At 68.7% G+C, this 18210-nt stretch carries 20 protein-coding genes and 1 tRNA gene; 14 read left to right on the top strand and 7 right to left on the bottom strand.

Annotation, left to right across the window (positions count from 1 at the left end):
* Window positions 1–82: 82 nt before the first annotated feature.
* From AB7I40_RS09280 to AB7I40_RS09270, 3 genes are read left to right on the top strand one after another with little or no spacing between them, the layout of a single operon-like run.
* The gene (locus AB7I40_RS09280) at window positions 83–499 is read left to right on the top strand and encodes a hypothetical protein (protein WP_428345683.1); all 417 of its coding nucleotides are present in this window, start codon (window positions 83–85) and stop codon (window positions 497–499) included.
* A complete protein-coding gene (locus AB7I40_RS09275; protein WP_428345682.1) occupies window positions 496–798 on the top strand; it encodes a hypothetical protein in 303 nt (100 codons plus the stop codon). The genes AB7I40_RS09280 and AB7I40_RS09275 overlap by 4 nt, the downstream gene beginning before the upstream one ends.
* A gap of 4 nt (window positions 799–802) precedes the next feature.
* Window positions 803–2101 (top strand): hypothetical protein, encoded by a 1299-nt coding sequence (locus AB7I40_RS09270; protein WP_428345681.1) that lies wholly within the window; start codon window positions 803–805, stop codon window positions 2099–2101.
* Here the strand turns inward: AB7I40_RS09270 and AB7I40_RS09265 are convergent.
* On the bottom strand, window positions 2064–2342 hold the full coding sequence (locus tag AB7I40_RS09265) for a hypothetical protein (protein ID WP_428345680.1): 279 nt from the start codon (window positions 2340–2342) through the stop codon (window positions 2064–2066). The genes AB7I40_RS09270 and AB7I40_RS09265 overlap by 38 nt on opposite strands.
* 10 nt (window positions 2343–2352) lie before the next feature.
* Window positions 2353–4071, bottom strand: coding sequence for a sodium:solute symporter family protein (locus AB7I40_RS09260; RefSeq protein WP_428345679.1), 1719 nt, complete (start codon window positions 4069–4071; stop codon window positions 2353–2355).
* Window positions 4072–4202: 131 nt separating this feature from the next.
* Here AB7I40_RS09260 and AB7I40_RS09255 point away from each other — a divergent pair, with 131 nt between their 5' ends.
* The 3 genes from AB7I40_RS09255 to AB7I40_RS09245 are packed head-to-tail and all read left to right on the top strand — an operon-like array spanning window position 4203 to window position 5740.
* On the top strand, window positions 4203–4727 hold the full coding sequence (locus AB7I40_RS09255) for a toxin-antitoxin system HicB family antitoxin (protein WP_428345678.1): 525 nt from the start codon (window positions 4203–4205) through the stop codon (window positions 4725–4727).
* A gap of 34 nt (window positions 4728–4761) precedes the next feature.
* Complete coding sequence (locus AB7I40_RS09250; protein WP_428345677.1) at window positions 4762–5583, top strand: DUF4097 family beta strand repeat-containing protein; 822 nt, start codon at window positions 4762–4764, stop codon at window positions 5581–5583.
* Between the two features lie 22 nt (window positions 5584–5605).
* On the top strand, window positions 5606–5740 hold the full coding sequence (locus AB7I40_RS09245; protein WP_428345676.1) for a hypothetical protein: 135 nt from the start codon (window positions 5606–5608) through the stop codon (window positions 5738–5740).
* Window positions 5741–5743: 3 nt separating this feature from the next.
* On the opposite strand, the gene AB7I40_RS09240 is transcribed toward AB7I40_RS09245, so the two are convergent.
* From AB7I40_RS09240 to AB7I40_RS09230, 3 genes are all read right to left on the bottom strand, one after another.
* Window positions 5744–6691 (bottom strand): siderophore-interacting protein, encoded by a 948-nt coding sequence (locus tag AB7I40_RS09240; RefSeq protein ID WP_428345675.1) that lies wholly within the window; start codon window positions 6689–6691, stop codon window positions 5744–5746.
* Window positions 6692–6837: 146 nt separating this feature from the next.
* Window positions 6838–7413 carry a dCTP deaminase gene (gene dcd, locus AB7I40_RS09235; RefSeq protein ID WP_428345674.1) on the bottom strand — a complete coding sequence of 192 codons (576 nt, stop codon included), beginning with the start codon at window positions 7411–7413 and terminating at the stop codon, window positions 6838–6840.
* 29 nt (window positions 7414–7442) lie between these two features.
* Window positions 7443–8498: a ScyD/ScyE family protein gene (locus tag AB7I40_RS09230; protein ID WP_428345673.1), complete on the bottom strand. Its 1056-nt coding sequence runs from the start codon at window positions 8496–8498 to the stop codon at window positions 7443–7445.
* A 116-nt stretch (window positions 8499–8614) separates the two neighbouring features.
* Here AB7I40_RS09230 and AB7I40_RS09225 point away from each other — a divergent pair, with 116 nt between their 5' ends.
* From AB7I40_RS09225 to AB7I40_RS09200, 6 genes are all read left to right on the top strand, one after another.
* Window positions 8615–9376, top strand: coding sequence for an SGNH/GDSL hydrolase family protein (locus tag AB7I40_RS09225; RefSeq protein ID WP_428345672.1), 762 nt, complete (start codon window positions 8615–8617; stop codon window positions 9374–9376).
* Window positions 9377–9414: 38 nt separating this feature from the next.
* Window positions 9415–9490, top strand: a tRNA-Gly gene (locus tag AB7I40_RS09220).
* A 161-nt stretch (window positions 9491–9651) separates the two neighbouring features.
* Window positions 9652–10938, top strand: coding sequence for a C39 family peptidase (locus AB7I40_RS09215; RefSeq protein ID WP_428345671.1), 1287 nt, complete (start codon window positions 9652–9654; stop codon window positions 10936–10938).
* A complete protein-coding gene (locus tag AB7I40_RS09210; RefSeq protein WP_428345670.1) occupies window positions 10938–12050 on the top strand; it encodes a hypothetical protein in 1113 nt (370 codons plus the stop codon). The genes AB7I40_RS09215 and AB7I40_RS09210 overlap by 1 nt, the downstream gene beginning before the upstream one ends.
* A 34-nt stretch (window positions 12051–12084) precedes the next feature.
* On the top strand, window positions 12085–12717 hold the full coding sequence (locus tag AB7I40_RS09205; RefSeq protein ID WP_428345669.1) for a DUF2461 domain-containing protein: 633 nt from the start codon (window positions 12085–12087) through the stop codon (window positions 12715–12717).
* 64 nt (window positions 12718–12781) lie between these two features.
* Window positions 12782–13903: a hypothetical protein gene (locus AB7I40_RS09200; protein ID WP_428345668.1), complete on the top strand. Its 1122-nt coding sequence runs from the start codon at window positions 12782–12784 to the stop codon at window positions 13901–13903.
* Between the two features lie 9 nt (window positions 13904–13912).
* Here AB7I40_RS09200 and AB7I40_RS09195 read toward each other — a convergent pair whose 3' ends face one another.
* Window positions 13913–14371 carry an RrF2 family transcriptional regulator gene (locus AB7I40_RS09195; protein WP_428345667.1) on the bottom strand — a complete coding sequence of 153 codons (459 nt, stop codon included), beginning with the start codon at window positions 14369–14371 and terminating at the stop codon, window positions 13913–13915.
* Window positions 14372–14677: 306 nt separating this feature from the next.
* On the opposite strand from AB7I40_RS09195, the gene AB7I40_RS09190 reads away from it, so the two are divergent.
* Window positions 14678–16555 carry an acyl-CoA dehydrogenase gene (locus AB7I40_RS09190; RefSeq protein ID WP_428345666.1) on the top strand — a complete coding sequence of 626 codons (1878 nt, stop codon included), beginning with the start codon at window positions 14678–14680 and terminating at the stop codon, window positions 16553–16555.
* Window positions 16556–16610: 55 nt separating this feature from the next.
* Window positions 16611–16838, top strand: a complete 228-nt coding sequence (locus tag AB7I40_RS09185) for a DUF6458 family protein (RefSeq protein WP_428345665.1) — start codon at window positions 16611–16613, stop codon at window positions 16836–16838.
* 8 nt (window positions 16839–16846) lie between these two features.
* On the opposite strand, the gene AB7I40_RS09180 is transcribed toward AB7I40_RS09185, so the two are convergent.
* Entirely contained in the window at window positions 16847–18208 is a 1362-nt protein-coding gene (locus AB7I40_RS09180) for a pyridoxal phosphate-dependent decarboxylase family protein (RefSeq protein ID WP_428345664.1), read from the bottom strand.
* Window positions 18209–18210 lie beyond the last annotated feature (2 nt).

Here is an 18210-nt window from a genome sequence, read left to right as displayed (position 1 = left end):
TTGGGCCGATCGACCGCGCTGGTTTCCACAGGCCTCGGAACCGCTGCTCGCGCCAGACGCCGGATCCCACCAGCATCGGGCCATGACCGATGTCGAGAGACGAAGACTTCGATCCAGCGGCGGATTCGGCGACGTGAGTGGGCCCTGGTTCATCCGGGGATCTACGTCGACCATCCACGTAGCCGTCGACCGACAGCGCAGCCTGGTGGCACCCTCCGGAGTCCGTCTGCATCGAGTGGTGGAACTCGGCGCTCGGGTTCAGTGGAACCTGAGTCCGCCCCGGGTGCGCTACGACGACGCCGTACTCGATCTGGCCGCCGACGCCGACTCCGACCTGAAGGCACTGGGAGTCGTCGTGGATGCGTGCAACGCGCGACGCACGACAGCCGGGCGATTGCTCGAGAGACTGGAAGGTCGCCGGCGGATCGCGCGGCGCCGCTGGCTGACCACGGTGCTCTCCGACATCGTCAACGGGCTGCGACCGACCCGCGCGGCGTGATCTTCCGCGACGCCCTCTACGAGGACTTCGGGCTCGTCGTGGAGCTCGACGACCGTGCCTTCCACTGTTCGGTTGCTGATCGCGACCGGGATCTGGACCGCGACCTGGAGGCGGCTGTGGAGCGCCTGGAGACCTTGAGGATCGGCTACGGTCAGGTCTTCGAGCGCCCGTGCGACACCGCCAACAGAGTCGCCAGCGTCCTTCGCCGGCGGGGCTGGTCCGGGATTCCGACGGGCTGCGGAAGGTGCAGTGGGCAGCCCGAACAGCCAGTGCGGTCCTACGCTGGGCTCGGGCGGTGAAGAGATGGAGTTCGACGACTACGTCACGGCGCGACGCGCGACGCTGGTGCGCGTCAGTGTGCTCCTGGGCTGCCCGGACTCCGCTGCCCCTTCGCTCGTCGCGGGTGTCCTCGCCCGGTCGTCCCGCGAGATCAAGAGCGCGGACGATCCTGATCCGGAGGTGCACCGGGCACTGATGGGCAGGATCGCTGAGGTCCGCGACACGTGGCCGCCGGAGTCCGCACCTGCCGAGGATGCGCGCAACGAGCACGGGCTACGGGTACGGCGCGAACTCGCCGCCCTCGACCCCCTGGAGCGGGCTGCGCTGGTGCTGACGCACTACGCCGACCTCACTGCCCATGAGACGGCCGACGCCCTGCGCACCAAACCCACCGTCGTACTCGAGGCCGCGGCGGCAGCCCGGCGGCGGTGGGACGGCATCGGCGATCTCCAGGTGGCCGACCGGTTGCAGGCCGCGGCCGACACCGTCGAGATCCACCCGGCAGGGAGGATCGTGCCGGCACCACCCCGACGCCGCTGGCCCTGGCTGGTGGCGATCCCCACCGCGGCGGTCGTTGCCGTGGTCGCCGTGGCTCTCACCCGTCCTGCACCTCCGAAGGACGACGACCGGCTGCGCGCCGACCAGATCCCCTCGGTCTTCGGGTACGACGCGCCCGGAGCGCGGGACCTGCTCGAGGCCCGCGGCCTCAAGGTCAGGGACGAGCTCGCGCGCGCCTGCGAGGTGGCTGAGCGCGCGCTCTCCTCCGATCCTCCCGCCGGCTCCAGGTTCGAACGGGGCGACACCGTCACGGTGTTCGCCGCCGCCCCGTCGGGCCCGGACTGCGACGCCCACTACGGCGACCGCACCGACGCCTGGGAGTTCATCGACTTCGCGACCGGGAGGGGCCCGGCTCCCGACTTCGCCGACCACGTCTACCTGGTGGTCAACGGGGGAGTCCCGATCACGGTCACGGCAGCGGAGGCCCGCGCCTCCGCCACCTGGCGCGACCTTTCGGCCATGAGTGAGCTGCGCGAGGCCGTCCGCCAGGTCATCCGCCTGCCCAACGGCAACTACGACACCCCGAACCTGGGCGTCTCGACCGTCTTCCCGCACGCCAGCGTGTGCGGCGTACGCCGACCGTTGGGTGCCGGCGCGCGCGAAGCACTCGAGCTCACTGTCACGGTCCCGGGCTCGGTGGGCTGCCCACTGACCGTCGACCTCTACCGCAACGAGTCAGGGATCGACGCGATCGTGCTCTACACCGCGAAGCCGGCTGCGCGGAAGCTCAGTGCTCCCCCGTGGGCGACTCATCCTCGCGGCTGACGGTCTCGGGCACCACGATCGGCCTGATCCGCACCCACGCCAGGAAGCCGAGACCGACGGCCAGCAGGGCGATCCCGGCCCACAGGTTGGCGTTGATGTCGCCCGTCTTCTCCAGTTCCTGATCGCCGAACAGACCCATCAACCCGATGATCACGCCGTAGATCGTGAGCAGCAGTCCGATCACGTTGCGGATGTCCAGCACGCCGGCTGTGTGCTTCGCGGTTCCTGTCTTGTCGTCCATCACTCACTCCTCAGAAAGCCACGTTGAGCACGATGACCATGGCCAGTGCCACGCAGGCCAGGGGGACTGTTCGCCTGTACCAGGGGTAGGCCGCCTCGTTGGGATCTGTGCGCTGGTCCTTCGGTGTCTCGGAATAGACCAGGCCGACCAGTTCAGAGGCGGGCTTCGGTTCGGTGACCAGCGAGATGGCGACGCTCAGGACGATGTCGACCACGAACGCGGTCGACGCGGCGAGGAACGCCGCGCCCTGCCCTGGGAGGTCGAGAGGACCCCACTCGTTGAGGGCGAACACCACGATGGCCGACGAGGTCCCGGCGACCAGGCCCACCCAGGCCGCGGTCGGCGTCATCCGCTTCCAGAACATACCCAGAATGAAGGTCGCGAACAGTGGCGCGTTGAAGAACCCGAACAGGGTCTGGAGGTAGTCCATGATGTTGGAGAAGCTGCCAGCGATGGAAGCGGTGAAGATGGCGACCACGGTGGCCACGACGGTCGCGATCCGGCCCACCCGCAGGTAGTAGCCGTCCTCGCGCCCCTTGACGACGTAGTCACCCCACAGGTCGTAGCTCAGCACAGTGTTGAAGGCCGAGATGTTGGCCGCCATGCCAGCCATGAAGGCAGCCAGGAGACCCGTGATGGCCAGGCCGAGCAGACCGTTGGGCAGCACGTCTCGCATCAGGTAGAGCAGGGCGTCGTTGTAGGCGACCCCGTCTCCCGAGGCGCCGCCGGGCGGAGAACCGCCGGCCTTGAGGTCGGCGATCTCGGTGACCAGTACGGCGGCGATCATCCCGGGGATGATGGTGATGAAGGGGACGAACATCTTCGGAAAGGCGCCGATGACCGGTGTCTTGCGCGCAGCCGAGATGGAGTCCGAGGCCATCGCCCGCTGGACCTCCACGAAGTTGGTGGTCCAGTAGCCGAAGGAGAGCACGAACCCGAGACCGAACACGATCCCCACCACCGACCACACGGGGTTGTCGAAGCCCGAGAGCGCCTGCCCGGGCCAGGAGTTGAGCTGTTGCTCGGCGGGCGGGGCGTCCCCGATCCCGGCGGCTGCGGTGATCTTCTCCTCCAGGCCACTCCAACCGCCGACACGGTGCAGGCCGATGAAGGTGAGCGGCGCCAGCGAGGCCACGATCACGAAGAACTGCAGGACCTCGTTGTAGATCGCGGCCTTCAGTCCGCCGAGGGTGATGTAGGACAGCACGACCAGGGCCGCCACGATCAGCGCGACCCACAACGGCCAGCCCAGCAGCGCGTGCACGATCGTGCCGAGGAGGTAGAGGTTCACCCCCGCGATCAGCAGCTGGGCCACGGCGAAGGAGATCGAGTTGACCAGGTGGGCGGGCTTGCCGAACCGGCGCAACATGAACTCCGGCACCGAGCGCACCTTGGAGCCGTAGTAGAACGGCATCATCACGACGCCCAGGAACAGCATGGCCGGGATGGCGCCTACCCAGAAGTAGTGCACTGCCGGGAGCCCGAACTGGGCACCGGAGGCAGACATGCCCATGATCTCGACCGCACCGAGGTTGGCAGAGATGAACGCCAGTCCGGTCACCCACGCGGGCAGTGAGCGCCCGGAGAGGAAGAAGTCGAGGGAGTCCGACACCTGGCGGCTGGCCAACCAGCCGATGCCGAGCACGAAGGCGAAGTAGATCGCGAGGATCGCGTAGTCGACGGGGCCAGCGTCGATCAGGGTGGCCAGCGGGGTGATGCCCGGGTTCATGCGGCGGCTCCGTTTCCGAGTTCGGTGCTTCGTCGGACACCGTAGACCCGCTCCGTACCCAGTCAAGCCCGACACCACTCTGACGCCAGAATCTCTTGCGTTGACATCAGAGTGATGTCATAGTGATGCGTATGGACATCACACCGTACGTCGACAGCCTGCGGCGAGACCTCGTCGCAGCAGCCGAGGCCGGGGGCGAGGAGATCCGGGCCGCCGCCGAGCGACTCACCCTCGCCCTCGACCCGGCAGCGCGCCTGGCCCTCATGGAGGCGCTCTCGCACGCCGCAGCCGAGATCACCGCAGAGTTGCCCGCCGGGTCGGTCGACGTCCGCCTCAACGGTCGCGAGCTCGATTTCGTCGTCACCACTCCACCGCCCGACGAGGCCGCCCCGGCGGCCGCTCCCCGTGCCGACGAGGTGGAGGACGACGGCAACCTGGCGCGCATCACGCTGCGGATCCCCGAGTCGGTGAAGGCACGGGCCGAGGAGTTCGCGAGTCGTCAGGGTCAGTCGTTGAACACGTGGTTGGTCAACATCGTGCGGATGGCCACCAGCCGTGAGGCCGTGGACATCGACCTGTCGAGCATCCCGTTCCTTAATGACCCCTTCACCAAGCAGAAGGGATCCAGTGGCCGGCGCATGACCGGCTGGATCTGAACACCCCACCCACCGACCACCCTGGAGGCACCTCATGAACACCGCATTCGAAACCCATGAGCCTGTCCAGCTCTTCGTCGCCATCGGCCGGGGCAGCGTGACCCTGTCCGCCGCCGACACCACCGAGTCGACCGTCCACGTGACCGGAGAGCACAGCGACGACACCACTGTCGAGCTCGACGGCAACCAGCTCAGGGTCCTCGGACCCAAGCACCGCACGGGCTTCTTCGGCGGGGAACCCCACCTCGACGTCACGGTGGTGGTGCCCACCCACAGCGAGCTCGCGGTGAAGACGGGCAGTGCCGACATCCAGGCGTCCGGCGCCTGGGGCAGCTCCCAGATCAGGAGCGGCTCCGGGACGGTTCAGGTCGACCAGATCGACGCTCCGGCGCTCATCGAGACCGGATCGGGATCCATCAACGCCGAGCAGATCCTCGGGGAGACACGCATCAAGAGCGGGTCAGGGGACGTGATCGTCCAGCGCGCGGGAGGCGCGTGCGCGGTCAGCACGGGCTCGGGCGACGTGAAGGTGACCCACTCGAGCGGCCCCCTGGTGGTGAAGACCGGTTCGGGGGACCTTCGCGTGGCCACGGCCGACGGCGACGTGTCCATGTCGACCGGCAGCGGCGACGCCGTCGTCGATCGGCTCACCCGAGGCAACTTCACCGTGAAGGGCGCCTCCGGTGACGTCGCGGTCGGCGTACCTCAGGGCGTGCCCGTCTGGACCGACATCACCTCGGTGAGCGGCCAGGTGCACTCGAACCTCGTCGGGGCCGGAACCCCGACAGACGGGCAGGAGCACATCGAGCTGCGGGCCAAGACGGTCAGTGGCGACGTCATCCTCAAGCAGCTGTGAACAGGAAGGGACCATCATGAGCATGTCCGACATCGAAGCCCGACAGCGCATGGCCGACCGACTGCGCCGCGCCCGCGAACCCCACCTGCCGCCCGTTCCGCGACGACACCGGCTGGCTGCCCGGCTGCGGCGCATCGCGCAGCAGTTGGAGAACTGACACTCAGGAACGCATCGCCACCCCCCGGCGCCAGTAGCCCATGAAGGCGACCTGGCGCCGGTCCATGCCGAGTTCGTTGACCAGATGGCGACGCAGCCCTGTGACGACGGCGGACTCGCCGGCGATCCAGGCGTAGAGCCCGTCGAGGTCATGGCCCACCGTGACGGCCTGGTCGAGGATCTCCTCCCCGGAGGAGGAGTACGCGGGGGTCTCCCACAGGTCGTCGTCCACCTCGAGCTCGAACGGCTCGGCCGGGGAGGCGACGCCGAGGTGCGCGAGGACAGCGGCCCGCAGTGGCTCGCCGAGCGGGTCCCCGGAGCGAGGCAGCCACACGATTTCCATGCCGACCGGACACCGCACGTCGAGCACGTCGCCGGCCAGCGGCACCTCGAGGAAGGCGTGGCCGCGGGTGCCGTCAGGCAGGGAGTCGAGGATGCTGCTCACGGCAGGTACGGCGGTCTCGTCGGCCACCAGGAGGATCGTCCGGGCACCGGCCGGGTCGAACTCGATCCCCCCGAACGGCATCCCGCGACGAGGGGCGATCATCATGAGCCGGTCACCGATGCCGGCACCGGCCGCCCACGTCGACGCCGGGCCGGTGGCACCCTCGGCCAGGTGCAGGACGAAGTCGACCACGATCCTGGTGTCGCGGCCTTCGCCGCGGACCGCCCTGACCGTGTAGGTGCGCATGTGGCCGCGCTCCTCGGGAGGTTGCGCCATCCAAGCCTCGACCCAGGACTGCTCGGCGTCCGCGAAGGAGGGCAGGCTGCCGGAGTCCGTGGGGAAGACGAGCTTGATGCGCTGGTCGTACAAAGGACCGTCGACCCCGAAGTCAGCCAAGGCGTCGCCCCCGAACTCGACGCGGACGTACGTCGGCGACAGCCGCTCGATCGAGCGGACCTCGACCTCATCGCAGATCATCGGGCGTTGGTCGGACTGTGTCGTGGTCACTGGGCGACTCCCTTACGTGAAAGTAAGGTAAGCCTAACCTAAATCACCAACGCCTTGTCAGGGGGAACCATCGGTTGTCAGCCATTGCACCGGCTGACAACCGCGGGATTCCCCGGTCGACCGGGGAAACCGTCAGCAGGACCAGCTCAGATCTGGGTGCGGTGGAAGTTCTGGAACGACTTCGATGGCGTGGGACCGCGCTGCCCCTGGTAGCGCGACCCGTACTTGGCCGATCCGTAGGGGTGCTCGGAGGGGGAGGACAGGCGGAAGAAGCAGAACTGGCCGATCTTCATGCCGGGGTAGAGCTTGATGGGCAGGGTCGCCACGTTGGCGAGCTCGAGGGTCACGTGACCGGAGAATCCCGGGTCCACGAAGCCGGCGGTGGCGTGCGTGAGCAGCCCCAACCGCCCCAGGGACGACTTGCCCTCAACGCGCGCTGCGATGTCATCGGGCAGCGACACGACCTCGTAGGTCGAGCCGAGGACGAACTCGCCCGGGTGCAGGATGAACGGCTCATCCCCCTCCGGCTCGACCTCGCGAGTCAGATCGGACTGGTCGGCGGCCGGGTCGATGTGGGGATAGCGGTGGTTCTCGAAGACCCGGAAGAAGCGATCGAGGCGGACGTCGATGGAGGACGGCTGCATCATGGCCGGATCCCAGGGATCCAGCCTGATGCGGCCGGCGTCGATCTCGTCGAGGATGTGGCGGTCGCTCAGGAGCACGCACGTAACCTACCGCGACCGCCCTGCCCCTACGGCCTGACTCTCACGATGGACCCGTTGGCGAACACGTCGATCGAGGCGAAGAGCCGACCGTCGCGGAACTCCACGGCCCCGGGGGACGGCACGTCGACCACGGTGGTGACCTGACGGTGGTAGATCCGCGAGATCCTGTTCGCGAAGAGTTCGGTGACATAGATCCGCCCACCCGGCGCGACCGCGACGTTGGTGGCACCAAGGAAGCCGTCGGCCAACCTGGTCCACTCACCGTCGAACGGGTCGACGCGATAGACCGCGCCTCGGGCACCGAGGCTTGCGTCCTCCGGGCCGCCGGGCAGCAGGCTGACGATCAACATGCCCACCGCGTTGACCTCGACGTCGGTCGGCACCGGCTCGAAGGCGTACGTCGCTCCCACGGTGCACTCCGGGAGCCCGACTGCCGCGGCGGCTTCTGCGGTGATCGACGTCTTCTGCGGGCGGGGCACCCACACGACCTCGATCTTGCCCTTCTTGCCCACGTGGTAGACCGCGTTGGCGCCGGCGTCGGCCACGAACCAACCGCCGTCGGGCGCGTTGGCCACGGCATAGGGGTGGGCGTCGAGAAGCCCGGTGTAGGGCTCGCCGCCGATCTCGGGAGGCACCTGGGCGGCGCACTCGGGCGCCAGGTTGCGGAAGCCGTAGCGCTGGGAACCGTCGGGGTTGTTGCGCTCCTCGAAGCGCCGCAGGTTGGCGATGGTGCGGACCTTGCCGTTGGCCTGGCGGAGCTTGAGGAGGGCGACGGGGTTGGTCTCGTCACCGCCGGTGAACGTGTAGGCCACGTTGTAGCCCCGCGATGCCACGCCGCCGACCTCGCCCGGCTCGGTGAGCAGGTCGGTGGTGGTGCCGTTGGGCCTGAGCTTGGTCAGGGCCCCGGAGAAGGCCTGACCGATGTAGGTCTGGCCGTGGTCTCCGAGGTCGAACTGCAGCGGCCCGGCGAGGCCGCTGACCACGGGATCGTCGACCTCGGCGGCGGCTGTCGCGGCAGAGGCGGCGGTCGTGGGGATCGACAGGGCGAGGGTGGAGACCCCGGCCACGAGAAGGATCGACATTGATCGGCTCATGATGCCCCCAGAGGCAATTTGCGGGATTTGTTCCATCGAGGATGGCACCGCTTTTCCGGAGTGGACCACCCCAGGGTTTTGTGCCTATTCCCTAGCCTGTGGTCATGGGTTTCCAGCGGTACGTCGCCCTCGGCGACTCGTTCACCGAGGGCGTCGGCGACCTCGATCCCGAGCGGCCCAACGGGGTCCGCGGCTGGGCTGACCGGGTGGCGGAGGTGTTGGCGACCAGGGTCGACGACTTCACCTACGCCAACCTCGCCATCCGCGGCCGGAAGCTCGACGCGATCGTGTCCGAGCAGCTGTCTCCCGCGCTGGCCATGGCTCCGGATCTGGTGACGATCTACGCGGGCGCCAACGACATCATGCGACCCCGCGTGGACCTCGATCGCCTGATGGAGTCCTACGACGACGCGCTGGCCCGGCTCACCGCGAGCGGTGCCCGCGTGGTGGTGTTCACCGCGTTCGACACCGGCGGCTCGGCGGTCTACGCCCCCGTCCGGGGCCGCTTCGCCCTCTACAACGAGCTTCTGCGCCAGAGCGTGGAGGAGCACGGCGCGACCTTGGTGGACTTCTGGCGAATGCGCGAGCTGCGCGACTGGCGACATTGGGACCGCGACCGCATGCACCTCAATGCGGCCGGCCACCAACGGATCGCCATCGCCGTCCTCGACCGGCTGGACGTGCCACACACCCTGGCACCGCTGCCTCTCGGCCAGCTGGAGCAGCTGGACCGCAGGGCTCGGCTGGCCCACGACCTGGACTGGGTCCGGACGCATGCGGTGCCCTGGGTCCACCGTCGCCTGACCGGTCGCTCCAGCGGGGACCTGGTCTCTGCGCGCCGACCCACCCTGACCCCGGTCGAGTGAACAGGTAGGATTCCCGTGCCCGTCACCAAGGGGCACCTGCGGATGTAGCTCAGTTGGTAGAGCGCGACCTTCCCAAGGTCGATGTCGCGAGTTCGAGTCTCGTCATCCGCTCCAGTTACGGCCCGGCGTGAACCACGCCGGGCCGTTCGCATTTCCTGCGGCGTGTCGGTCCGCTGTTTCTCCTGTGACTTCTGGGAAACTTGACGACTTTTGAGGTTATTGTGGACAGTGGTACTCGAGACACTCCCCACCCACCACTGAACGAGGTCTTCCCCATGCCCCGTGCATCTCGGCAACGCTCCGGCACCTCTCCCGGCCTGAAGGTGGCTGTCGGCGCCCTGGCTGCGCTGCTCGTCGGGGCCCTCTTCGTGCCCCGAGGGGGAGACGACGACCGGGCCGTGCGTCCCTCCGCGGCCGCCGAGAACGGCGACCTCGCTGACGCCAGCGCAGGACCGAGTGCGGTGACGCCGGAGGCCCAGGCTGAGATCGACCGGGTCGTCACTCAAGGCCTCACCTCCGCTCGGGGACTCTCCGCTCGCTCCCCCCTGGCCAGCCTGGCGGCCAGTCAGGTGCGCTGCGCCGACTTCGAGGGCCAGCGCTACTGCCTGCACAGCGGTTGGACCACTGCCTCCCCCAGCGACGTCGTCGCCGACGTGAGCGCCGAGGCGAGCCGCGCGGCAGCACGCCGTACGGCGGATCAGGTCACCACGGGCGACCGGGATCTCGCGTCCACCCTCAGGGCCACCGCCGCCCTCGCCCCGAGTGCCCGAGCCGCAGCCGACCGCGCCGAGCTCACCGCCGCTGCCCGGTCGGTGGCCAAGGTGTGGTTGCTGCGCAACCAGATCCAGGGGATCCCGCTGCCGGAGGGCTTCCTGAGCCGACACCCCGAGGTGACGGTGCCCACCGACCCTGCAGCCCCTGCCGCCAAGGCCACTGCAAGTCCCTCAGCGACACCGAGCGCCGGCGCGGCGCCCGTGGTGAAGACGAACAAGGACTACCCGCGCGGCTCCTGGATCCTGGACGCCCGCAAGGTCGCCGAGCAGGCCGTGACCTACTACTGCGGTCCGACCTCGATGCAGATGATCGCCTGGAACTGGAGCGGCACCCGCAAGTCCCAGAACCACTGGGCCGACCAGCTCGGCACCACCTCCAGCGGTTCGGCGATCACCGACATGGTGCGCGTGACCAACGCCGTCACCGGCTGGGACCGACCGGCCTATGCCGGGCCCTACATCGTGCTCGACATCAAGGACTTCACCTACCGGCAGTGGATGCTGCTGAACATGCGCCACATCGTCGACTACAAGGCGCCGTTGATCTTCCACCCGATCCTGCTGAAGGAGTTCTACCCCTACCTCGACGACAACGCCTCCGGGCACTTCCAGGTCGGCCGCGGCTACAACAAGCGGGGGGCCAAGGCGAATCTGGTCAGCTACTTCGAACCCTGGAACCAGCAACGCTTCGATCCCTCCGAGCCCTACATCGCGCGGGTCCAGAACCGCAGCGCCTACAAGAGCTATCGGGCCAACCTGGCGCACTTCCAGCACAACATCGGGGTCTGATGCGCGTCGCTCGTTCGGTAGCCGTGACCGCCGCGGTGCTGGCGTTCGTCGCCACGGGCTGTTCGGGCGACCCCGACCCGGCGCCTTCGCCCTCGCCATCGCCCTCGGCAACGTCGAGCTCGCCCTCGAGCACGACGGACGACCCCTCCCCCGACCCTGATCCCGACCCCGGCGACCCGGTCACCAACCTTCTGGACTGGACGGCGCTCGATGCGTCGCGCACGGACGTGGTCACGAAGGGCAAGGACTTCACGATCGTCGTCGACCAGGCCCAGCGCGTGGTCACGCTGGACAACGCCGGTCGTACGTCGAGCTTCCGCGCACCGGCCCGGTTCCAGTTCAACGACGTCCTCACCGACGGGACCTGGCTGGTGATGGTCGCGCAGGACAAGCAGGAGGTGCAGCCCAGTCGAGCGACCGTCGTGGAACTGGCCACCGGCGACGAGTCCACGCTGGACGGCGACTCCGACCTGCCCACGGTCAACGGCGGCTCCTGGGCGGTCGGCGGGGGGACCGTGCTGCATCCGACCCTGGGCCCGGGTCGCCGCTACTGCCTGGCGAGCGTGGAGCTGCCCGCGATGAAGTCGACCCTCGGCTACTGCGCCCCGCGGCGGGCCGGCTTCTCCCACGTCCTGATCTCCCCGACCGCCACCAGCCTGCTCACCTTCAGCGGCCAGCCCCAGTGCCGCACCGTGGCCCGGCTCGACGGGGCCACCATCACCCCCTTCCCCGACGTCACCGACTGCAAGGGCTGGGACGGCGCGGTCACGGCCACCGGCGCCGTCTGGTCGGTGGTGACCAACGAGAACCGGGTGGAGCAGAGCGAGTTCTTCGCCAGCGCCGGTGAGGGCGAGGTCGACCTCGGGCCGGGGACGACGGGATCGCTCACGTGGTGCGGCGACTCGGCGTACTTCGTGCGCGACTCCCAGAAGGACGTCGACAAGGCCCGCCTGCTGCGTTGGACCCCGCAGGGGCGCCTGGAGGTCGTCTACGAGTCACCCGGCAGCGGTGAGGCCTTCCTGACCACGCCCCGGTGCGCTGGCGACGTCCTGACGATCAACGCTTTCGGCGAGGGCGGCGACGAGCAGGTCTGGGCACCAGCGCCCTCCTGAGCCGCGCTCACCGAGTCTGGGCTACCGTCGCCGGGTGTCCGATTTCCAAGGCTTTCCGGTGGCCGCCCTCGACTTCTACGACGACCTCGAGATGGACAACACCAAGTCCTTCTGGGAGGCCAACAAGGCCGTCTACGACGAAGCTGTCAAGGCTCCGATGGCGGCACTGGTGAAGGCCCTGGAGCCGGAGTTCGGCACCGCCAAGGTGTTCCGCCCCTACCGCGACGTCCGCTTCGCGAAGGACAAGACGCCCTACAAGACGCACCAGGGGGCCTTCGTGGCCACCGGCCCCGCCACGGGCTGGTACGTCGAGATCGCCGCTCGCGGGATGCGGGTCGGAGCCGGCTTCTACGAGGCCGGTGGCGAACAACTGGCCGCCGTGCGCGATGCCATCGCCGACGACGTGACCGGGCCGAAGCTGCAACGAGCGCTGCGCAAGCTGGAGCGGGCCGGCTTCGAGATCGGCGGCGAGAAGCTGAAGACCTCCCCGCGGGGGTACGACGCCGAGCACCCCAGGATCGAGCTGCTGCGCCACAAGCAGATCCTCGCCGGACGCTCCTACGGCTTCGAGCCCTTCATCCACCAGGCCGACCTGCTCGATCATGTGCGTGCCGACTGGCGTGCGCTCAAGCCGCTCCTGACCTGGTTGTCCGCCCGCTCCCTGTAGGGGATTTGCGCCCGCGACACGGGATGTTCATGCGCTGGGCGCCGAGACATGTCACCGTGGTGGCATGACGCGTCGCAAGGTGTTCATCCACATCGGGCTGCCTGGCACCGGCGCGGCCTTCGTCGAGCAGGCGCTCCTGACCCACAGTGCCGGCCTGGCCGCGGTCGGGATCGACGTAGCCGCCCACTCGACCGAGGAGCTGCTGCGCGCGGCGATCGAGATCCGGCGCGACCACAAGGACTGGGGCTACCAGCGTTCGGAGGTCGAGGGCACCTGGGCCGAGGTGTGCCGGCGCATCTTCAAGCTCAAGGGAACCGTGGTGCTCAGCCAGGAGCTGTTCGCCGGAGCCGACGCCGACCAGGTGGCCCTCTTCCTCGACGGCCTGTCGGGGCGCGAGGTCCACGTGATCGTGACCGTGCGCGACCCCGGCACCCAGGTGGCCACGGGCTGGCAGGAGTCGGTCAAGTCAGGCGACTCGGTCACCTTCGGTCGCTTCCACGAGCGCATCATGGACCCCGATCGCGGCCATGCGCAGGCGCGTCACTTCTGGAGGTCCCAGGACCTCGTGGAGGTGCTGGGACGCTGGAGTCACGTGAAGGCCGAGCGCATCCACGTGATCGCCGTACCGCAGGTGAGCGATCCGCGGGCCACCATCTGGGCCGAGCTCGGCGCCGTCGTGGGCTTCGACCCAGGACGCTTCGCCCCCGATGTCGCTCGGGCCAGCCAGCCCGCGCTGGGCACCACCGAAGCCGCGGTGCTGCGCGGGGTCAACGAGGCGATCGACGGCCGCATCGAGGGCCAGCTGCGCCGTACTGTGGTGAAGCGCTACTTCGCCGACCGCATCCTCGGCGACACCTCCGCCCCGCCCACGACCACGCCTCCCGAGCTGTACGACGAGCTGCTGGCGCGCGCCGAGGTGTGGCACAAGTTCATCGCCAACGCGGGCTACGACGTGCGCGGCCAGCTGGACGACCTGCTCCCCACGGTGCCGGCCGGCTCGGCGATGTCCCCCGACGACGTACCGGCCAAGGAGCGGCTGCGCACGACGACGAACGCCCTGGCCAACGTGCTGGTGGAGGTGGCGCGACTGCGCGAGCACAACGAGCAGCTCGAGATCCGCAATGCCGCGTTGGAGAAGAAGCGCAAGAAGCTCAAGCGCAAGCTGGCAGCCCGAGCTCCCGAGTGAGCGCCGGCGTCAGTGTGGTTGCCAGGCGTCCTCGTCGCCGGTGCGGCTGGTCACTGCCTTCGGCAGCTTGCCGTCGGCCATCTGCCTCAGCGTGACCTGCTCGAACACGTCGCGCAGCGAGCTGCGCGCGGCGATCCAGACATGCTGGAGGACGGCCGCCGACTCGTTGTAGCTCACCGACTCCGGGCGTAGTCCGTAGACCGACACCAGCGGGCCGTCGACGGCGCGAATGACGTCGGCGACGCTCACCTCCTCGGGCTCGCGGTTGAGCCGCCAGCCACCGGACTGGCCGCGCTGCGACACCACGACGCCAGCGCGGCGCAGGTCGGCGAGAATCGCCTGGAGGAAGCCGTGCGGGATGCCCTGGAGGCGCCCGAGCTCCTCGGCACTCACGGGCACACCGTCGGTGCGTCCGGCCATCTCGATGAGGGCCCGCAGGGCGTAGTCGGACTTGGCGGAGACTCGCATGGCGTCAGTCTGTCAGATAAGTCCACCGGATCCATTGACCAAGACGTGAAACGCAGGCTGGAGTGCGCGGTCCGACGGGGGTGCGTCCGTCGGACCGCGCGGATCGGGGGCGGAAGGGGGGCCTCTACTCCCAATATAAGTAACTTACTACAGAATGGGCAGAATGGAAGCCCGGGGTCGCGATGTGGATCTGGTCACAGGTGTGTCTCGAGGAGTCTCGGCGTTCGCCTTGCGATTCGGCCGCTGACGAAGGATACTTAAGTTACCGGTCAGTAGCCCGCACACGAGAACGGAATAGGTGGAGCAGTGAGCCACTACAAGAGCAACCTGCGTGACATCGAGTTCAACCTCTTCGAGGTCTTCGGTCGCGACCAGGTCCTCGGCACAGGTCCCTTCGCGGAGGTCGACACCGAGACGGCACAATCGATCCTGCGCGAGGTCGACCGACTCTCCCGCGAGGACCTCGCCGCGTCCTACGAGGACTCCGACCGCACCCCGCCCGTGTTCGACCCGGCCACCAACACCGCCGACATCCCTGCGAGCTTCAAGAAGAGCTACCAGGCCTGGATGGACTCCGAGATGTGGCGCCTGCAAGTGCTCGAGGAGCTCGGCGGACAGCCTGCCCCCTCGTCGCTGATCTGGGCCCTCGGCGAGTTGGTGCTCGGCGCCAACGCCCCGGTCTGGATGTACGCCGCCGGGCCGGCGTTCGCCAACATCGTCTACCGCAACGGCAACGACCGGGACAAGCGGATCGCCCAGCACATGGTCGACGGCCAGTGGGGCTGCACGATGGTGCTCACCGAGCCTGACGCGGGCTCCGACGTCGGCGCCGGTCGCACCCGGGCCACCCTGAACGACGACGGCTCGTGGAACATCGAGGGCGTCAAGCGCTTCATCACCTCCGCCGAGCACGACATGAGCGAGAACATCATGCACCTCGTGCTGGCCCGACCGGTCGGCGTCGAGGGGGTCGGGGGCCCCGGCACCAAGGGACTGAGCCTCTTCCTGGTGCCCAAGATCCACTTCGACCACGACTCCGGCGAGCTGACCGGGGAGCGCAACGGCGTCTACGTCACAGGAGTCGAGCACAAGATGGGGATCAAGGTCTCCAACACCTGCGAGGTCACGTTCGGCGACCCCAGCGTCGGTGGCGGCGAGCCGGCGAAGGGCTGGTTGCTGGGCGAGGTGCACAACGGCATCGCCCAGATGTTCCAGGTCATCGAGAACGCACGCATGATGGTGGGCACCAAGGCCATCGCCACCCTGTCCACCGGCTACCTCAACGCGCTCGACTACGCCAAGACCCGGGTGCAGTCAGCCGACCTCACCCAGGCCGCGGACAAGACCGCCCCCCGCGTGACCATCACCCACCACCCCGACGTACGCCGTTCGCTCATGACGCAGAAGTCCTACGCCGAGGCCATGCGGGCGCTGGTGCTCTACACCGCCACCTGGCAGGACAAGGTCATGCTCGCCAACCACGCCGGCGAGCGTGACGAGCTGGCCGAGGCCGTCAACGACCTGCTGCTGCCCATCGTGAAGGGCTACGGCTCCGAGCGGTCCTGGACCCTGCTGGGCACCGAGTCCCTGCAGACCTATGGCGGCTCCGGCTTCCTGCAGGAGTACCCGATCGAGCAGTACGTGCGCGACGCCAAGATCGACACCCTCTACGAGGGCACCACGGCCATCCAGGGTCAGGACCTCTTCTTCCGCAAGATCGTGAAGGACCAGGCCAAGGCGCTCGGCTTCGTGGCCGGCGAGGTGGAGAAGTTCCTGGCCTCAGAGGCCGGCAACGGCCGGCTCAAGGTCGAGCGGGGCCTGCTCGCCACGGCCCTGGCCGACGGCAACGCCATCGTCGGGGCCATGATCGGGCAGCTGATGTCGGCCGACGTCAACGCCGAGGGCGGCGACCTACGCAACATCTACAAGGTCGGCCTCAACTCCTCTCGCCTGCTGATGGCGCTGGGGGACATCGTCTGCGCCTGGCTGCTGCTGCGCCAGGCCGAGGTGGCCCTGACGGCGCTGGCCGGCGAGGTCTCGGAGAAGGACCAGGCGTTCTACGAGGGCAAGATCGCTGCTGCCCAGTTCTTCGCGCACAACGTGCTCCCGAAGATCACCGCGGAGCGCGCGATCGCCGAGTCCGTGGACCTGTCCCTGATGGATCTGTCCGAGGACGCCTTCTGACCCACCACCCATTGGGGTGTGCCGTCGTGTCGTCCCACCCGGGAGGGTGGGCGGCATGGGTATTGGAATCGGCATCGTCCTTCTGGTCATCGGCCTGATCCTGGTGACCGGCGCAGTCGACCTGCCGGCAAGCATCGACGACGCCATCGCGTCGGACACGCTCGGCTGGATCTGTCTGGTCGCGGGGGCCCTCGCGATCGTGCTGGCCCTGGTCATGAACTCCCAGCGCACCCGCTCCACCACTCGCGTCGAGCGGGTCGAGGAGCAGCGACACCTCGACTGACGGGACCGCTAGGAGGTCCGGGCCAGCACCTCGCGGACGACGTCGAGGCTCGTGTCGGGGTGCAGGAAAGCGAAGCGGCCGACGGTCTCCCCGTCCCACTTGCTCGGCGGGATGAAGGCCACCTCGTCCTGATGCAGCCGCTCTGCCCACCTGGTGTAGTCCTCGTGCCCCCAGCCGATCCGGCGAAAGAGCACGACGCCGAGGTCCGGCTCGCGGATCAGCTCGAGATGATCCGCAGCGCGGATCAGGTCCGCGGTCTGCCGGGCCAGGTCCGCCGCGACCTCGATCGCCTCGCGATAGGCATCCACGCCGTACACCGCCAGCGAGAACCACAGCGGCAGGCCCCGGGCCCGGCGCGTGAGGTGGTAGGCGTAGTCGGTGGGGTTCCACTCACCGTGCGAGGTGTGGATCACGTCGAGGTACGACGCGTCCTGCGTGTGTACGCCGCGCGCCAGCTCGGGATCGCGGTAGAGGACCGCGCAGCAGTCGAACGGGGTGAAGAGCCACTTGTGCGGGTCGAGGATGAAGGAATCGGCCAGCTCGAGCCCGGCGTACAGGTGCTTGAGCGACGGGGCGAAGATGCCTGCCCCGCCGTAGGCACCATCGACGTGGAACCACCACCCGTGCTCCTTGGCCAGTGCCCCCACCCCGGCCAGGTCGTCGACGATGCCGGCGTTCGTCGTCCCCGAGGTGCAGACCACGGCGGCGATGTCGCTCGGGTCCGGGTCGGCAGCGATCGCGGCACGCACGGTGTCGGCCGTCAGTCGATGATCGGGCGTCTCCACGACGAGGGCGTCCATCTCGAGCAGCCTCAGGGTGTTCACGATCGACGAGTGGGCATCGGTGCCCACCACCACCCGCAGCCGGCGCCCGCCGAGCGCCTCCCCGAGTCGCGACTTGGCCGTCTCACGGGCGACCGCGAGGGTGGACAGGTTGCCCGCGGAGCCGCCGGAGACGAAACAACCCCCCGCCCCCGCCGGCAGCCCGGCCTCGTCGGCGATGAGTCGCAGCACCGTGTTCTCGGCCGCGATCGCGCCCGAGGCCTCCAGCCAGGAGATGCCCTGGATCGAGGCGCACGAGACCAGCATGTCGAACAGCAGGGCGGCCTTGGTCGGGGCAGCCGGGATGAAGCCGAGGAACCGCGGGCTGTCGGCCGAGATCACGCTCGGCGCGATCACCGAGGCATAGACCCCGAGCACCTCGTCCGGGGGACGCCCGGCGCCCCGGATCAGGCCGTCCAGTCGCTCGTACAGCTCCTGCGCGGGCAGGGCACCCCGGTCCAGGGGCACCGGGTTCATGCGCAGCCGGTTCTCGGCGTACGCCAGGACGCTGCGCACCATCTGCTCGGTGGTCTGGTCGATGTCGTGCACGC

It is taken from the genome of Nocardioides sp. (assembly GCF_050246775.1).
In the GTDB taxonomy this organism is placed as follows: Bacteria; Actinomycetota; Actinomycetes; order Propionibacteriales; family Nocardioidaceae; genus Nocardioides.
This window is presented reverse-complemented; position numbering and strand designations above follow the sequence as displayed.

Excerpts from the sequence above, each read along its gene's own strand:
- AB7I40_RS09245 (WP_428345676.1), top strand. The coding sequence starts at position 5,606 with ATGTCCGACATCGAAGCCCGACAGCGCATGGCCGACCGACTGCGCCGC.
- AB7I40_RS09195 (WP_428345667.1), bottom strand. The coding sequence starts at position 14,371 with ATGCGAGTCTCCGCCAAGTCCGACTACGCCCTGCGGGCCCTCATCGAG.
- AB7I40_RS09250 (WP_428345677.1), top strand. The coding sequence starts at position 4,762 with ATGAACACCGCATTCGAAACCCATGAGCCTGTCCAGCTCTTCGTCGCC.
- AB7I40_RS09210 (WP_428345670.1), top strand. The coding sequence starts at position 10,938 with ATGCGCGTCGCTCGTTCGGTAGCCGTGACCGCCGCGGTGCTGGCGTTC.
- AB7I40_RS09255 (WP_428345678.1), top strand. The coding sequence starts at position 4,203 with ATGGACATCACACCGTACGTCGACAGCCTGCGGCGAGACCTCGTCGCA.
- AB7I40_RS09225 (WP_428345672.1), top strand. The coding sequence starts at position 8,615 with ATGGGTTTCCAGCGGTACGTCGCCCTCGGCGACTCGTTCACCGAGGGC.
- AB7I40_RS09260 (WP_428345679.1), bottom strand. The coding sequence starts at position 4,071 with ATGAACCCGGGCATCACCCCGCTGGCCACCCTGATCGACGCTGGCCCC.
- AB7I40_RS09265 (WP_428345680.1), bottom strand. The coding sequence starts at position 2,342 with ATGGACGACAAGACAGGAACCGCGAAGCACACAGCCGGCGTGCTGGAC.
- AB7I40_RS09230 (WP_428345673.1), bottom strand. The coding sequence starts at position 8,498 with ATGTCGATCCTTCTCGTGGCCGGGGTCTCCACCCTCGCCCTGTCGATC.
- AB7I40_RS09215 (WP_428345671.1), top strand. The coding sequence starts at position 9,652 with ATGCCCCGTGCATCTCGGCAACGCTCCGGCACCTCTCCCGGCCTGAAG.
- AB7I40_RS09185 (WP_428345665.1), top strand. The coding sequence starts at position 16,611 with ATGGGTATTGGAATCGGCATCGTCCTTCTGGTCATCGGCCTGATCCTG.
- AB7I40_RS09280 (WP_428345683.1), top strand. The coding sequence starts at position 83 with ATGACCGATGTCGAGAGACGAAGACTTCGATCCAGCGGCGGATTCGGC.
- AB7I40_RS09270 (WP_428345681.1), top strand. The coding sequence starts at position 803 with ATGGAGTTCGACGACTACGTCACGGCGCGACGCGCGACGCTGGTGCGC.
- AB7I40_RS09200 (WP_428345668.1), top strand. The coding sequence starts at position 12,782 with ATGACGCGTCGCAAGGTGTTCATCCACATCGGGCTGCCTGGCACCGGC.